Here is a 14,990-nt window from a genome sequence, read left to right on the forward strand (position 1 = left end):
GGCTAGCCCCTCTTTTTTATATGCGGCCGAAACGATAACCGTCTACGCTTAAGAAGACAAGGCGGCGATCGCTTCCGCGGCGGAGCGGTTGCCCGACGCTACGTCGCCGACCGTCCGTCCGAACATGCCAAGCGTCATGAGGAACAGATCGATAACATGCAGCGCGTCGGGCTGCGGCAGCTTGTGCGCGGCGCCGACGGCCCATACGTAGCGGTAATACAGTTCGCCTGCGTCGTTTAAGCCGAAGTGGCCGAGCGGGAGACGGCTGTTGACCGTCATAAGCAGCTCGGCGAGTCCGGCGCGCGCATCAGAAGCGACGGCTGGGGCAACGACGGTGTAAATTTGAAGCAGGCGAATGTCGCCGATATCCTCGTCATCGAGCGGTACGAACGTAAAAGTCAAATACCGTTCGCCGTTGTCTTCATCGGCGTCGGGAGCGGCGAGCAGGGCGGGGATCGGTATATCCTCGGTCGGTTCGAGCAGACGGCAGGGCAAGCCGGCTTCCTCCAGCGCTTGCTGCAAAAAGCCGAGCTCCGCCAAGTCGCGCGCATTCGTATAGTTGTCCATAAGCTCACCCTCTCAATCAAAGTACAAACCTGGCCTAAACGAAAGACCGCGGCCTTTGGGACCGAATCAACGTTGCTTCATGCCGTTTACGAGCAGCTCGCGCTGCTTTTCGACGTTGCCGTTCAAGCGGAACAGCTCGGCCGTCGAGACGCCGCTGGCCGAGATGAAGTTTTCGACGCGCTTGTATTGCTTAAGGATGTTCTCGTCACCGGGACGGTATTCGGGCAGCGCGGCGACCATCTCCAAGATCAAGTTGCTGTGCTGGATGCGCTTGGCCAGCTTGGCGGAGGAGGACTTGTCCGCGTTAAAGACGGCCTTTGTAATGCCCCACGCGCCGGCTTTGGCGGCTCGGTCCCGGCCCGCCTGCTTGACCGTCCGCGCTACCTTCATCGTCGCGCCTGCGCCGCCTGCTGCCGCCTTCAGCGGAATGCCGACCTGCGCGCCGACGCCGGACAGCGTCGCGATGTCGCCGGCGATGTTGGTCATCTCCAGGCCGATCTCGATCGTGCCGCGTACCTGCCGCTTGCGGTTGATGTATTTCATTTCCTTGGCGAGCTCGTAGTCCTGGATGTCCTTCAGCTCCTGCACTTCTTCCGCTGACGCTCCAGTGCCGAGCGCGGTCAGCTCGTCTTTGCGCTGCTTGAGCTTGACCGGATCGGTGCCTGCGTTCGTGGTCCACAGATGCACGCCGCCGAGCGTTCGCTTTTTGCCCGCCGTCACATAATCCTTGTTTTTGCCGCCGGCGCCGTAGGCGGATTTGAACTCTCGCTTGGCCGTCGTCATCTTCATGGCGGATACCGTCGCCTTGACCGCGTTGTACGTCTTGATCGTGATGGAGATGCCGCTGATCGCGATGCCGACGCCGGGGATGGCCGCGGCGAGTCCGGCGGTCCCCATGTCAAGTATATCCTTGATCGCCTTGACGGTTTTCAGGACGCCTTGCGCGGCTTGAAGGCTGTTTTCCAGCGCCTCCAGCGTCCCGGTCACCGCTTCGTCCTTGCTGAGGCCTTCATCGCTCATGCCTTTCTTGAACATGTCGTAGATGCCTTTGACGACGCTGAAGGCGCTCTTGATGGCGGCGATCGCCTCGCCGACCGAGCCGGCCCAATCGCTGACGGCGCCCGCATCGCCGACCTCGCCCGTCCCGTGAACGACGCCCGCATCGTTAATGAGGCCCGAGCTGCTTTCCACCATCTTCGTTCCGGACTCGGCGGTGTCGATGACGCCTTCTGCCACGTCCATTTTGGACTGCTCGGGATCTTTGATCGCGCCGATCGTTTTTTTCATGGCGATGAGGCCGCTCACGCCGGACATGGCGAATTCAAGCGGATTGGTGCCGACGTCCAGGTGGCTCTTCTGGTTTTCGAGCGCTTCCTTTTGGTCCTCGGCGCCCTCTACGCCCTTCAGGTTGTCGATCGCGTCCTCGAGTTGTTCGGATTTGGTGCCGGGCACGAGCGTGCCCAGCTCTTTCAGGTTGTCCGCCGTCTCGACATTCTCTTCGGTTCCTTCTTCCGCTTCGGGATTGGCGCCGACGGACGACAGCGCGCCGCCGGATTGCTGGGCCTTGATGTCGGCCAGCTTGTCCCGCGCGCCGGCGATGCCGCCGAGCGCCTTCACTTTGTCCTTGCGGATAAAGCCGTAATCGGAGCCGAACTTCGCGAGCTTCCAGCCGCCCGACTTGTCGTATACCTCGAATACGTCCACCTCTCCGCGATACTTGATCTTGCCGCCGACCATCTTGCTCTCGTCGACCTCGAACGACTCGGAGCCGCTTGCGTCAAGCTCCTTTTTGAAGCTGCGCAGATGCGCGCCTGCGAGCGAAGTCTGCTTCGAAGCGTTGGGGGAAGGCATCGAAGCCGGAAGCTGGGCGGGGTCGGCCAGCATCTGGATCAGGGCCGAATTGCCCAGGGCGCGCTGGAGCTGCAAAAGGCCGGCCGGCGACTGCATGCGCTGCAGCGTCGCGACCGACGGAGCGGCGGACGACCGGGAAGGGGCAGACTTGGCCTGGGCGGCCTGCGAGGCCGCGGGTCCCGCGGAGCGGGATGGGGCTTGAAACGAGCTCATGAATGCACGACTCCTTAGCGGTGGACGAGTGGCGTTGAAGGATGAAGGCGGCCGATCCGGTCAAGACCGGGAAAGAGGACGGCGGTCACGAATGCTGAACCGGGGTGAAGGGAGCGACATGTTCGGGCAAGCCGGGCGTCGGACGATCGGCCATCCGCTGGATCGTCGGCGCGGCTTGATCCGGCGTCGACGCCGCTCGTTCGCCGAGATCGTCCGCTTCTTTTTCAAGCGCGGGGTCGTCGTTCAGGCGCATTCCGCTCTTGAGCTGGGCGGTCGGCAGCACGCGCCCTTGTCGCTGCTGTACGACATGGGCGAGCTCGTGACCGATGATCTTCTGGCCGCCCTGCGTGTCGGGATTGTATTGTCCCGGGGCGAAGTGGATGTCGTTGCCCTGTGCGTAGGCGAGCGCGCCTACGCTCGAAGCCTGCGAGGAATTGGCGTGGACGTTGACGTTGGAAAAATCGGCGCCCATCACTTTTTCCATCTTGGCCTGGACGTCGAGCGGCAGCGCGCCGGGACGTTCCTGCTTGCGCTGGGCGGGCGCGTTCGACTCCTCTGGCGACAGCTCGCCCGCGCGCATCATCTGCAGGACGGCCCGGTTGCCGACGGCGCGCTGCATCGCGAGCATCTGAATCGGCTTGCCCTGCCGCGGGCTCTCGGCCTGGCCGGCGCGGGAGTCGGCTTGCCGGTGATTGTTGGCATAAAGACGGCTCAAGGTCGCGACCTCTTTTCCGTGCTAAGATTTGTTTTCTATTATAACTTATATTTTCCCGCGTAAATACGATTCGTTTACCGTAAACGGCTATTTTTTTGTCGGATTATGGTATGATACGCGTGAATAAAAACGTCCTGGCATCGCCTGGAGGCGGACGGAGGGAAGCCATTGACCGCTAGGAACGACAGGTTGGACGAGGAGCCGGGCATGGACGGTAGCTATGCGATCGCACTCGACGAAGGGATGGCTGCGATCGATTCGCTGCATCGCTTCATGGAAGCGGCCGGCGACCGCATGGGCTGGTCCGAGCGTACGAGGCTTCAGTTGACGCTTGCCTGCGAAGAACTTTTGACGAATATCGCGTCCTACGGCTACCCGGACGGCGGCGATCCCCGTATTCGGCTGAGCGTCACGCCGGTCGCGGGCGGTGCGCGTCTCGTGCTGGAGGACAATGCCGCGGCATTCGATCCGCTGGTCCAAGCCGACCCCGACTTGACGCAGGACCTGGACAGCTGTCCTATCGGCGGGCTCGGCGTTTATTTCGTGAAGCGGCTGATGGACGAGCTCGATTACGAGCGGCTCCCTTCGGGCAACAGGCTCACGATGATCAAATACGATTAAAAGAGGTGCGGCAGATGGAATTGAAGTCGGCGGTAAAGAACGGAGTCGCCGTTTTATCGATAGAAGGTCGTCTCGACGGACAAAACGCATCGGAGGCCGAAGCGGCGTTCGTCAACTTGGCCGGCGAGGGACATACCCGTTTCGTGCTGGATTTTTCTTCGCTCCAGTACATCAGCAGCGCGGGGCTCAGAGTCGTGCTTGTGGCCGCCAAAAAAACGAAGGCGCTCAAGGGCAGCTTGATCTGCGCCGGCATGAGCGAAGCGGTACGCGAAGTGTTCGAGATGTCGGGCCTGCTCGGCATCCTCGAAACGGCGGATACGGTGCAGCAGGCGACGGCAGCGCTGGCGGCCCGTTAACGGCCGAAGGCGCAAGCGGCGTTCGACGGCCTGGGCCGCGGACGCGGAAGGGGATGGAAGCGATGGACATGCTGTGGGCGGCGGTCGTCCCGGCGCTGGTCGCGGGCGGGCTGGCCGGCGGCGCGGCCGTATATTTGTCGTGCCGCTCTCGTGTGCGGCAGGCCCGCACGCTGCTCGACATCAGCTTGCAGCTGAACTCGACGCTAAGGCGCAGCGAGCAGATCGAGCTGATCGTCGAGCGGGCGAAGACGATATTGCCGGTCGAGGCTGCCTCCGTGCTGCTGGTGGATCGGGACAGGCAGGAGCTGTTTTTCGAAGTCGCCACGGGCGGCAAAGGAGACGAGGTCAAGCGCATCCGGCTGCCGTTTGGCGAAGGGATCGCGGGTCTTGTGGCGCAGTCGGGCGACAGCATCGTCGTCAACGATCCCGCCGCGGACCCGCGCTGGTCGAGCCGGGTGGCCGACGCCACCGGCTTCGTGACGCACAACCTGCTGACCGTGCCGATCGTCAAGGGCGGATTGGTGGAGGGCGTCCTGCAGGTCGTCAACAAGCGCGGCCGCCGTCCTTTCACCGATCGTGACCGGCAGCTGCTCGAAGCGGTCGCCCAGCCGATGGCGGTGGCGCTCGAGAACGCGAGGTTGTACGAGCAGCTCGAGAGCTCGATGAACGCGCTGGCCGCGACGACCAAGATCAAGGATCGGCTTGAGAGCGAGCTGCAGATCGCAGGCGGCATTCAGATGAGCTTTCTGCCGCGCACGATGCCTTCCGCGCATGAGCCGTACGACGTTTGCGCGCTGCTCAAGTCGGCCAAGGAGGTCGGCGGCGACTTCTACAATTTCTACAAGATCGATCAGAATCGATTGTTTTTCACGCTCGGCGACGTGTCGGACAAGGGCATTCCCGCGGCGCTGTTCATGGCGGTCGCGCTGACGCTGCTCAAGGGCAAGATGAAGCCGGACCTGTCGCCCGGCGAGCTGCTGCGCATGGTCAACGACGAGCTGGCGGCGGACGACCCGATGCTGTTCGCGACGATCGTATGCGGCGTGTTCGACGCCGGCACCGGCGAGATGACGCTGAGCGAAGGCGGGCACTGCACGCCGTACCTCGTGCGCGCGACGGGTGAGGTGCAGCCGGTCAAGCTGAGGAAAAGCCTGCCGCTGGCGGCGATGCCCGAATCGAGTTATTACGATACGGTCGTATCGCTGGCAGAAGGCGACCGGCTCGTGCTGTATACGGACGGCATCACCGAGGCCGAAAACGCCGCGCAGGAGCAATACGGCGGCGGGCGGCTGCAGCAGTTTTTGCGGATGACGCCGGGCATGTCGAGCGCCGAGGTCATCGACGCCCTGTTGATGGACGTGTTCATGTTCGCAGACGGCGCCCCGCAGTCGGACGACATCGCGGTGCTGAGCCTGATGAGACGATCGTGAAGGAGGAGCGGCCTTGAGCGGCAACGGAACATATCGGGACGGCGCGCAGCTGCTCGCGGACGAGCTGCTCGTGCTCGAGGAAGGCATGCGGACGCTGCTTGGCCCGACGGGGGAGGACCCGTTCGCCGACCCGCTGGCCGCGCTGAGAGGCCTCGTCGTAACGCCGGAGGAGCTGCTGCGCAAGGAGCCGGAAGACGAGCGGGCTTCGGCGGAATGGCGCTCCTATGCCGCACGGCGGCGCGAGGCGGAGGCGCGAATGGCGGAACGCGAGCAGGAGAGCGCGGCGGCGGGGATCTCGCTGCCGCTCGCCGCGTTGACGGAGCGGCTCGGCCTGTCGCGATGGGAGCGGCGGCTCGTCGTGCTCGCGATCGCTGGCGAATGCAGCCGCCGGTACGAAAAGTGGTTCGGTTATTTGAACGACGATGTGACGCTCAAGGCGGCGACGCCGGATTTGGCGCTGCGCCTGCTGTGCGACGACGCGGGCGAGCGTGCCGAGGCTCGCCGCTCCCTCGCGAGTCCGCTGCTGCGGCGTCTGCTGCTCGATACCGGCGAGGAGCCGCACGCGCGAACGCCCGCCTTCCGCGATCCGCTGCGGCTCGACCCGCGCATCGTCAGCTTCGTGCTGGAGGCGGAGCTGCTCGATGCACGGCTCGATGGCATCGCACGCGTCTACGGGCCGGACGACGGGGAGTTGCCGGAGCTGCCGGCGAACGACGAGGCTTGGCGCATTCTGGCGCCGCTGGCCGAAGCGCGGGAAGCGCGGGCGCAGCCGCACTGGCCGATGGTTCAGCTGTGGGGGCCGGCGGGCGCCGGCAAGCGGCTTCGCGTCCGGCGGCTGGCGGCGGCGCGGGGACAGGCGCTGCTCTGCGCGCAGGTCGAGCGGCTGCCGGCGGAGCCCGCCAAGCTCGCCGCCGCGCTCGCGCAGCTCGTCAGGGAAGCGCTGCTGACCGGCGCGGCGATTTGCTTCGCCGAAGGCGAAGGCGCGAAGGCGCCCGATCCCGCGGTGCTGGGCATGTACGGCGATGCGCTCGCAAGCTACGCGTCCTACGCCACGCAGCCGCTCGTCTGCTGGTGCAGCCGCGAACGGCGAACATCGCACAGCTTGCCTGCGGCCGAAGGACGCATGTTCTGGCAGGCCGAGGTCGGCCTGCCGGATGCTTCGCGGCGCGAGACGCTGTGGATGGCGTCGGCGGCGGGAGGCCGCGAAGGCATTTCGGGGCCGATGCCCCACCGGTACGAAGAAGGCTTGTTCCGGACGCTCGCCGACAAGTACCGGCTATCGCCGGGACAGACCGAGCAGGCCTGGCGCCAGGCGCGGACGCTCGCTGTGGGCGCCGGACACGCGTGGCCTGCCGCCGCGGAGCTGGAGGAAGCCGCGCGCGGCCAGTTCCGCCACCGGCTGGCGGATATGGCGGAGCGGATCGTGCCCAAGCGGAGCTGGAGCGACCTTGTGTTGCCGCCGGAGCCGCTCGCGCTGCTGCGCGAGGCTTGCGGCCGGTTCGCGCATCGCGGGCGGGTGCTTGAGGAGTGGGGCTTCCGCGACAAGCTGCCTTACGGCACAGGGCTCCATCTGCTGCTCGCGGGACCGCCGGGAACGGGGAAGACGATGTCCGCCGAGATCGTCGCGGGCGAGCTGGGGCTTGACATGTACCGGATCGACCTGTCCCGCATCGTGAGCAAGTATATCGGCGAAACGGAGCAGCGTTTAAGAGAACTATTCGCCGAAGCCGAGCAGAGCGGGGCCATTTTGTTTTTCGACGAAGGCGACGCCCTGTTCGGGAAACGGACCGAGGTCAAAGACGCCCACGACAAGTACGCTAACATGGAAGCGGCCTACCTGCTGCAGCGGATCGAGGCGTACGACGGGGTCACGATATTGGCGACGAACCTGCTGCAGAATATGGACGAAGCGCTTATGCGGCGGATGAGCGCGGTCATCAAGTTTCCGGCGCCGGACGTCGCGGACCGCGAACGCATTTTCAGAACGCATCTGCCGTCGTCCGTACCGACCGCGGACGATCTCGACCTGGCATTTCTCGCTGCGAGACTCGACGTAGCGGGCGGCCATATTAAAAATATCGTGCTGACTGCCGCTTTTTTGGCGGCAGGCGAAGATCGGCCGATCGGAATGCCGCATTTGGTGCGCGCATCGGCCCAGGAATTGCGCAAGATGGGAAAAATTTGGGTCAAGGACAATTTCGCTCCCTATGATGGGGATTCCGACGCAAGTTTTGGATAGCCACTGCGTGTAAATGCCGATATAATGAATTTATTGGCGAAAAATGTAGCAATGTGCTTTTTGGCCAAGCTTATCATTCTATCGCCTTCGAGAGGGGTGTCATCCATCGGCTCCTATACCGCGATCGCGGAGGTCGGCGCAAGTCTTTTGAAGCTGCTCCGCGAACAGCTGTCGCCCGATCCGATCGCCCGTCCGGACTTGATCGGCCTGGCTTCGCCGGCGGACAAAGGAGACCTTAGCTTGTCTCTGTATCTCGTAGGCGTCCGCGAGAGCGGGGAAGCCAGGAGGAACGCGATGCAGGCGCAAGGCGGCCAGCTCCGCTATCCGCCGCTCGCGCTCGATCTTACATACATGGTCACCGCGCATTCGGCCGCGGAGCCGCTCGCCCGAACGCTGGACGAGCATCTCATGCTGGGCAAGGTGATGCAGACGCTGTACGACAACGCGGTGCTTCGGGCGCCCTATCTCGAAGGCTCGCTCGCGACGTCCGGAGAAGAGCTGCGCATCACGGCGGAGAACATGGATACGGATCAACTCGTACGGCTCTGGCAGTTCGGCGATCTGCCTTACAAGCTGTCGCTCGTCTACCGGGTCGGCCCGATCTTGCTGGAGTCGACGCGGGTGAAGCCGGGACCTCGCGTCGTCGAGCGGCGTATCACGCTGCGCGACATCGGCGAAGGAGAGCCGCGATGAGCGCCGAATCGACCTTCGTTTCCCGCTGCTCGCTCGTCGTGTATCCGATCGACGCTTGGACGGGGCGGGCGCTTGCCGGCGCCGATGTATTGGTGCGGCTGGAAGGGCTTACCCACAAGCCGCTGCGAACGGCGGACGGCGGATATGCGTTCATGGACGTGCAAGCGACCGAATGCAGCTTGACGGTGTCCGCGCCGCTGCGGATGATTGTGCGAAGGGCCGTCGATCTGACAGCGCTCCCGAAGCAATCGCCGGTCGTCATCGCGCCCGTGCTGCCCGGCGCAAGGCTCCCGGCGCCGCCGGGAGCGACAGGGCTCGCACTGCTGGTGGTCGACGCGGACGGCAAGCCGGTTCCGGATATCGACATTTATGCTTGGGTCGAAGAAGACAGCTGCGGTCGGGGCCGCTTGGCCGACGATCTGCCGGCCGGTTCGGACATGCTTCGCTACGCTTCGGAGGGCGGCCGGCTGCTGCCGGGAGACCGCTTCATCCTCATGGAGCGCGGGGGCAAGGCGACGGAGCGATGCCGCGTCGGACCGGACACGGGCCAGCCGGGACTGCTGTCGCTTGAGGTGCCGGCGGTACGCGACTGGCGGCGCGGCGCGCTGCTGCTGCCGGCGGCAGCGGCGCTCACCGACTGCGACGGAGCGGCGACGCTCGCGCTGCGCGGCGCTTATCCGCAGCGGTTCCGCGTACATGCGGAGCTTGTGCTCGGTAAGAAGCGGACGCGCGTGGAATGGACCGCGGCCGGCGGCACGGTGACCCGGCAGGATCGCGTCGTATGGCCGGCCGGCTGACGAAGGCGATTGAGCGGTCGACCGCGACAGAGGCGGCGGCCGCGCGGACAAAGGGCATGACGATGCCTCACTTGCGGCTTTAACCGCTTGCGAGGCGGCGATTTTTATAGATTATCGATAGGCTGCGGTCAACCGGGCGCGTTTCTAACGCCGGCATCGAATGCAAGTTTGGTCATTCGTGCCGGCTGTCTGAGCGTCCCGCTTGTCCCGCGGCGATTAACCCACCAGCAGAGAGGAGGAACTGGCCGCTGACGGATGCCGCATCAAGTACGACATCAGGATGCATCCGTGAGGGAGCCGGGGAGTATGGCAGAATATTTGTCGCCTGGGGTATATGTAGAGGAATTCGAGAGCGGGTCCAGACCGCTTGAGGGCGTCAGCACCAGCACGGCCGGTTTTATCGGCCTTGCCCAGCGGGGCGCGGTAGAGGGTCTTCCTTTGCTCGTGACCGGCCCCGCCGATTTCCAGCGCGCGTTCGGCTCGTATTTGTCCGAGAGCGCCTTCGGCAGTTATCGTTATTTGGCTTATGCGGTCGAACAGTTTTTCATGAACGGCGGCTCGCGCTGCTACGTGATGCGGGTAGCGCCTTCCGACGCGAAGCCCGCTACTAACGGCGATCGACTTGCCGACGCGCTCTCTGTCTCTGCCAAGAATCCCGGCGCGTGGGGCAACCTCGTCAGCGTATCGCTGGCGCCGGCCAGCAAGGCGAAGACGCAGATCTACGAAGTGACCGACAAGCGCTACCGCGTTAAAAACGCGAACGGCTTTTACGCCGGCGACGTCGTCTCCTTCGCGGCCGGCGGCGAAGTTCAGCTGGCCCGCATCGTCAGCATCCAGGACAACATCATCGAGCTGGCCGAGCCGCTGGCCGGCGACGTCGTCGATACGGCGCTGCTGCCGACGAAGGTGCTGTCCACGAGCGAGTTTACGCTGACTGTCGTGTTCGGCGACGAAGTCGAGATTTTTGAAAAAGTATCGCTTAATCCCGAAGCGCCTTCCTACCTGGACAAGGTAGCGAGCCGTTCCAACTTGGTCAACGTCACCGCGCTCGTCACTTCGACGTCGGCGACGGCGCCGTTCGAACAGCTGACGGGCGACGCCGAAGGCGTAGTCGAGTTCGTACTGACGGGCGGCAGCGACGGTACCATCGGCAATCTGTCGGCCGCCGATTTCATCGGCGAAGACCGCGGGCCGGGCCGGCGCACGGGCATTCAGTCGTTCATCGACAACGACGTGGTCAGCATCATGGCCATCCCGGGCGTGACCGATCCGAACGTCCAGCTGTCGCTCGTCGCGCACTGCGAGAATCTCGGCAGCCGCTTCGCCATTCTCGACATTCCGCGCGAGAAGACGAAGGTAGCCGACGTGCTGACGCACCGCGACTTGTTCGACTCCAGCTACGCCGCACTGTACAATCCGTGGCTGTCGGTGTTCGATCCGCTCGACAAGCGCAACATTTTCGTGCCGCCGTCCGGCACGATGGCAGGCATCTACTCGCGCTCCGACACGACGCGCGGCGTACAGAAGGCGCCTGCCAACGAAGTGCTGCGCGGCGTCGTAGGTCTCGACGTGCAGTACAACACCGGCGAACAGGACATCCTGAACCCGGCCGGCGTCAACCTGATCCGCTCGTTCACCGGCCAAGGCATCCGCGTGTGGGGCGCCCGCACCGCGTCCTCCAACTCGCTCTGGAAGTATATCAACGTGCGCCGTCTGTTCATTTTCCTGGAGGGCTCCATCAAGGCCGGCACGAACTGGGTCGTATTCGAGCCGAACAACGATCAGCTGTGGGCGCGCGTGCAGCGCACGATCGACGCCTTCCTGACGCGCGTATGGCGCGATGGAGCGCTCGTCGGCTCAAGCCCGTCCGAAGCGTTCTTCATCGATATCGGCCGCTCCACGATGACCCAGGACGACATCGCCAACGGCCGCCTCATCTGCGTCATCGGCGTCGCGCCGGTCAAGCCGGCGGAGGTCGTCATCTTCCGCATCACGCAGAAGACCGGCTCCGAATAAAGGACGGCAAGGCAGCATAGCGCCGTCCGCCGTCCGGATGCGCGCATGATATTCATGGAAGGGGATACCCATGACAGGAGAACGTACAGATCCGTACCGCAATTTTAGATTCCGCGTTGAGCTCGAAGGCTTGCAGCAAGCCGGCTTCAGCGAAGTGTCTGGCTTCGACGCTTCGTTCGACGTCATCCAGTACCGCGAAGGCAACGAAGTCATCACGCCGCGCAAGCTCCCCGGGCTGGCGCGCTACGGCAACATCAGCCTCAAATGGGGCGCGACCGACTCCCTGGAGCTGTGGGAATGGATCCAGGACTGCGTGAACGGCACGGTCGAGCGCAAGACGGTCACGATCATCGCTATCGACGAGGAAGGCACGGACGTGGCGACCTGGCAGGTCATCGAAGCTTGGCCGGTCCGCTATACCGCGCCGAACTTCAACGGCCAAGGCTCCGAAGCGGCGATCGAGCTGCTTGAGCTGGCGCATGAAGGCATGACCCGTACGCAATAATTCAAACTTCTAGGCCCCTCGGGGCGGCTGGAGAGCTGACCGGCAGGCGCGTTGTTCGACTGTCGGCAGCTTTCCCGCATTTTTCGAACGATACGAGGCTCGGGGCGTTCCCAAGATTGAGCGGCGTGTATCTTATGTAGGCTTATGTAGCCGGTTGCCAGAAGCGCAGGTCGCGATTCGTTAGACCCGCTTTTCTTGCAGTCCGCCGTTACCGCCAGAAGCAGGCTTGCATCCGCGGTCGATGCCGTTCGCATGGCCGATCGCGAATATGATTTTTAAGACTGGAGGAGCATCATGGCCTTTCAAACCGAATACGAATTCGAGCTTCCCCGCGGATACGTCGACGATGCCGGCAATTTGCACAAGCGCGGTGTCATGCGGCTCGCTACGGCCGCCGACGAGATTTTGCCCATGAGGGATCCTCGTGTCCAGCAAAACGCCAGCTATTTGACGATCATCCTGCTCGCGCGCGTCGTGACGCGTCTTGGCGAGCTGAAGCATGTCGATACGAAGGTAATCGAGAAGCTGTTTACGGCAGACTTATCCTATCTTCAGAATATATACCGCCAGATCAACGATCTTGAATCACCTAAATTGCAAACCGCATGTCCGAAATGCGATCACGAGTTCGAGGTGGAAGTGGATTTTTTGTCCGTAGCGGAGGGCCTCTCGTAACGTACGCCGCAGACCGGTTGTACGAGGAGGTCGGCTTTATCGCTTACTATTTCCATTGGCCGCACGACGACATCATGAACATGGAGCATCGCGAGCGCAGGCGGTGGTGCGACGAGATTTCGAAGATCAACAAGAAGCTGAACGACGAGCCCGATAAAAACAATCCGTTCGACGTATTCGGCAGGAGGTGACGGGCGCTATGGGGGCAAACGGCAATACACGCGACGTGCTCGGCAGCTTCCGTTTCGACGTCGAGCTGGACGGGATGCTGGTGGCCGGCTTTTCCGACGTACAAGGGCTTGAATCGCAGACGGAGTATGAGGAATATCGCGAAGGCGGCGTGAACGGTTATACGCACCGCTTCCCCAAAGGAACGCGCTTCGCCCAGATTGTGCTCCGTCGCGGCTTTTCGTCGTCGTCGGCGTTGTGGGACTGGTACGATCAGACCGCCCGCGGGACGGTCTCGCGCAAGAGCGGTTCGATCATTCTGTACCGTCAGGACGGAGAAGAGCTTTGCCGCTGGAACTTTTTCGAGGCTTATCCGGTCAAATGGACCGGACCGGCGCTCGATGCAAGGTCGAGCGACGTTGCGATCGAATCGATCGAGCTCGTGCACAACGGCATCAAGGCGATTTTCTCTAAAAAGTAGAAAAGGCGTTCGTGTCTTGCGGCCGCGCTTCTCGCAGGCGTTCCGCGCGGAAGGAGGGGGAGCATGAAGCGATTCAAGGGTGGACTACGCCGTCTGTCGGCGGCTGTCGCGAAGCCGGAGAACGGCGTTTTCGCCGAAGCGATCAAGCGAAAATACGCATCGCTTCATGGTCAGGCCCGGTCGTCCCGACCCACTCTCGTCTTCCGAGCGGTGCCGACTTCGAGCAAGCGCGCCCGGGCGGCGCATACGCCGCTAGAGAGAAAACAGGCTCTTTTGGCTCCGCCCTCCAGGCAGCCGATCGGCGCGCCGATGCGCAGCGAGGTCCGCACGATCGTCAAGGAGCGCGTCGTCGAGCGGCACACCGTCGTCGTACGCGAAGTCGAGCGCATCGTGAGAGAGCAGCGAATCGTGCGGGAGCAGGCGATTCAGTCGCCATATGCGCCTGCGCAGCCTAGATCGGATGCCGGACGGAGAGATCGCGGCCTCGAGATGACGGACGCTGCGCGTGCCGGTGAAAGCGGCGGCTCGCGGCAGCAGCAGATGGGCGGAAGCGAACGTATGCCGCAAAACAACAACGGCCGCGAAAGCGAACGGCAAAAACAACAAGTGCGTCGGCCGAATTCGGACGTTCGCGGACGCGGACAGCAAGATCGGCGACCGCATGCCCGCGACAACGCGGCGCTCCGTCAGCACAATCGCGCATCCGCGTTAGATCGGCGAGAGGGCGAGCAAACAAGGGAACGCGAAGGGCAAAGCGTCGTTACGCCGCAAGAGCGAACAGATGAGGAGATCGTCGCTCAGAACGGTTTCGATTCGAACGAGTCGCCGCCGCAATCGGAACGTGTCGCCATTATCGACCGGCAGCTTGACGTTGAATGGGCCGAGCGCAAGCACGGGAACGAACAGCCTTTGCAAAAGGTAAACGGCGGCCACCGCGTCTACGGACATCATAAAGATTCGAAGCCGACCCTTCCTAATGCAACACAGCATCGTGGAAGCGGCAGTGCAAAAGCTGGCGCGGATTCCGGGCGATGGCGTGCGCGAGTTTTACAGCGAAATACTGTGAGCGGCAATAGCTTTTCCAGTAAGAGGCACCGAAAACCTGCTCCGATTAAAAGCGGCATCGCATTGTCGGCGCCGGCCGTCCGGCAGCTGTTGAGCCGTTTGGTCGCGGGTCCGGCAGGGAAGGATTTATCCGCCGTCAGGCAGCTAACGTTGTCTCCACAGGGTTTTGTGCACGCGCGGGTCCGCAGGCAGCGGCGGGATGTTGGTCCTACTCAGGTTCGAGCAGCGGACGTGCGCCCCAGCGCGCACACGGCGGACGCGGACAGTAGGTCTTCCTCTATGGATACGGAGCAACGACATAGCATACAGCCCACGCCATCGGATGCCCACCGGGCTCCGGGGGCGCCGCCTGTCGCAGGACAGGACCGGCGGGACGATTCGGTACCCGCGTTGCCGAGCAAGCGCGACCGCCGGGGGACAACTCCGCAAGACGTCCATCGAAACGATTTGCCCAGTGCGGACGCGAACATGGGCGGCCCTGCCGAGGCGAAAACGGGCGCGGGTTCTAACGCTAGTACCGGCGCTGTTGTTCAGCAAGTCGAGGCTGTTCGTGACGCGGAAAATGTTTATGATGCAGCCGCAAGCGCACAGCCGGTAG

At 63.3% G+C, this 14,990-nt stretch carries 15 protein-coding genes; 11 read left to right on the forward strand and 4 right to left on the reverse strand.

All coding sequences use genetic code 11. From position 1 onward, the window contains the following. Positions 1-48 precede the first annotated feature (48 nt). The 3 genes from KVT38_RS14095 to KVT38_RS14105 all read right to left on the reverse strand — a co-directional run bounded on the left by KVT38_RS14095 (position 49) and on the right by KVT38_RS14105 (position 3,346). On the reverse strand, positions 49-567 hold the full coding sequence (locus KVT38_RS14095; RefSeq protein ID WP_217594364.1) for a YbjN domain-containing protein: 519 nt from the start codon (positions 565-567) through the stop codon (positions 49-51). A gap of 66 nt (positions 568-633) precedes the next feature. Next, positions 634-2,631, reverse strand: coding sequence for a hypothetical protein (locus tag KVT38_RS14100; RefSeq protein WP_217594365.1), 1,998 nt, complete (start codon positions 2,629-2,631; stop codon positions 634-636). An 85-nt stretch (positions 2,632-2,716) separates the two neighbouring features. After that, positions 2,717-3,346 carry an eCIS core domain-containing protein gene (locus tag KVT38_RS14105; protein ID WP_217594366.1) on the reverse strand — a complete coding sequence of 210 codons (630 nt, stop codon included), beginning with the start codon at positions 3,344-3,346 and terminating at the stop codon, positions 2,717-2,719. Positions 3,347-3,514: 168 nt separating this feature from the next. Between KVT38_RS14105 and KVT38_RS14110 the strand changes: the two genes are divergently transcribed. The 11 genes from KVT38_RS14110 to KVT38_RS14160 all read left to right on the forward strand — a co-directional run bounded on the left by KVT38_RS14110 (position 3,515) and on the right by KVT38_RS14160 (position 13,327). Next, a complete protein-coding gene (locus KVT38_RS14110; protein WP_217594367.1) occupies positions 3,515-3,967 on the forward strand; it encodes an ATP-binding protein in 453 nt (150 codons plus the stop codon). A 14-nt stretch (positions 3,968-3,981) separates the two neighbouring features. Beyond that, positions 3,982-4,323 carry an STAS domain-containing protein gene (locus KVT38_RS14115; RefSeq protein WP_217594368.1) on the forward strand — a complete coding sequence of 114 codons (342 nt, stop codon included), beginning with the start codon at positions 3,982-3,984 and terminating at the stop codon, positions 4,321-4,323. A gap of 62 nt (positions 4,324-4,385) precedes the next feature. Beyond that, the gene (locus tag KVT38_RS14120; RefSeq protein ID WP_217594369.1) at positions 4,386-5,753 is read left to right on the forward strand and encodes a PP2C family protein-serine/threonine phosphatase; all 1,368 of its coding nucleotides are present in this window, start codon (positions 4,386-4,388) and stop codon (positions 5,751-5,753) included. A 13-nt stretch (positions 5,754-5,766) separates the two neighbouring features. After that, entirely contained in the window at positions 5,767-7,992 is a 2,226-nt protein-coding gene (locus tag KVT38_RS14125; protein WP_217594370.1) for an AAA family ATPase, read from the forward strand. 96 nt (positions 7,993-8,088) lie between these two features. Beyond that, entirely contained in the window at positions 8,089-8,685 is a 597-nt protein-coding gene (locus tag KVT38_RS14130) for a Pvc16 family protein (protein WP_368859095.1), read from the forward strand. Next, the gene (locus KVT38_RS14135; RefSeq protein ID WP_217594372.1) at positions 8,682-9,482 is read left to right on the forward strand and encodes a hypothetical protein; all 801 of its coding nucleotides are present in this window, start codon (positions 8,682-8,684) and stop codon (positions 9,480-9,482) included. Before KVT38_RS14130 ends, KVT38_RS14135 begins: the two co-directional genes overlap by 4 nt. Positions 9,483-9,788: 306 nt before the next feature. Further along, a complete protein-coding gene (locus KVT38_RS14140; RefSeq protein ID WP_217594373.1) occupies positions 9,789-11,498 on the forward strand; it encodes a phage tail sheath family protein in 1,710 nt (569 codons plus the stop codon). Positions 11,499-11,568: 70 nt separating this feature from the next. After that, a complete protein-coding gene (locus KVT38_RS14145; RefSeq protein ID WP_090112549.1) occupies positions 11,569-12,003 on the forward strand; it encodes a phage tail protein in 435 nt (144 codons plus the stop codon). 294 nt (positions 12,004-12,297) lie between these two features. Beyond that, positions 12,298-12,678: a phage tail assembly protein gene (locus KVT38_RS14150; RefSeq protein ID WP_217594374.1), complete on the forward strand. Its 381-nt coding sequence runs from the start codon at positions 12,298-12,300 to the stop codon at positions 12,676-12,678. Continuing rightward, positions 12,618-12,869 carry a DUF6760 family protein gene (locus KVT38_RS14155; protein WP_306795318.1) on the forward strand — a complete coding sequence of 84 codons (252 nt, stop codon included), beginning with the start codon at positions 12,618-12,620 and terminating at the stop codon, positions 12,867-12,869. Before KVT38_RS14150 ends, KVT38_RS14155 begins: the two co-directional genes overlap by 61 nt. 8 nt (positions 12,870-12,877) lie before the next feature. After that, positions 12,878-13,327 (forward strand): phage tail protein, encoded by a 450-nt coding sequence (locus KVT38_RS14160; RefSeq protein WP_217594375.1) that lies wholly within the window; start codon positions 12,878-12,880, stop codon positions 13,325-13,327. A 252-nt stretch (positions 13,328-13,579) separates the two neighbouring features. On the opposite strand, the gene KVT38_RS14165 is transcribed toward KVT38_RS14160, so the two are convergent. Beyond that, positions 13,580-14,020, reverse strand: a complete 441-nt coding sequence (locus KVT38_RS14165; RefSeq protein WP_217594376.1) for a hypothetical protein — start codon at positions 14,018-14,020, stop codon at positions 13,580-13,582. Positions 14,021-14,990 lie beyond the last annotated feature (970 nt).

It is taken from the genome of Cohnella sp. GbtcB17 (assembly GCF_019091135.1).
GTDB lineage: Bacteria > Bacillota > Bacilli > Paenibacillales > Paenibacillaceae > Cohnella.